The 843-nt window shown below is 41.6% G+C and carries 1 pseudogene; it reads right to left on the reverse strand.

The window, feature by feature from the left end:
* A pseudogene (locus HMPREF2609_RS02945) lies at positions 1-429 on the reverse strand (hypothetical protein); the annotation flags it as partial.
* Positions 430-843: the final 414 nt, after the last annotated feature.

Here is an 843-nt window from a genome sequence, read left to right on the forward strand (position 1 = left end):
CACCACCACAGGAAACTCTTCATAGATATATCCACGTAAGGTTGAATAATAATAAACAATATCTTCAATTAGTTGGAGCATAAACTCGGCTCCATAACCATCATATAGATCAGGATGGGTAGAGAAGATATCTTCAAAATTCTTATAAAAAACAAAGAGGCCTTTACGCATATTAATGCCATAGATATCCCTAAGATTTCCTTTGACCGCCATGGCATTGATATATCCATGCTCAGGAACCTTAAAGTTGAGTTCACGTAGAAGCCTTGTGCCGCAATCCTCAATATCCTCCACATTTGTACAGTCTACTTCAGCGATATACCACCCCTGGTCCTGTAAACGAGGCTTCATGATTTTCTCCCAGTACCCGCTCTCCTGAGTGAACACCGGAACAATGAACTCATCTTCATGTTCGTTTTCATAAACCATATAGTTATTTCCTTGAGAAATCCAATATAAAAGTGGGGTTTATTCATACAGAACTTACTTAAGTCCCTTATGAGTAAACCCTTAAGCAACATTCCAAAATTTCAACCTCAAATGCTATCACGTTTATCCCATTCCTATAAGCCTCGGACCATCTAGGGTACACTGAAACTCTATTCGGCAAGCTAGTTGACTTCATTATTCTGACTACTAATCCGCCAAATAGGTCATCCCCGAGCGCACAACCTCAGTCATACCAGCCTTATCCACCGAATTCATCACCGAACACAACGCAGCCGATAACAACCGCGACTCAGCATAAGGAGTAAACCGGTACTGCTGCAGGCTAGGTTCTTTACCCTGCGCCAGCTTCTTATGGTAGTTCCGAAATCCTCAAAAGGACTAGGTATATAGGAC

This window comes from Rothia sp. HMSC058E10 (assembly GCF_001809415.1).
GTDB classification, from domain to species: Bacteria; Actinomycetota; Actinomycetes; order Actinomycetales; family Micrococcaceae; genus Rothia; species Rothia dentocariosa.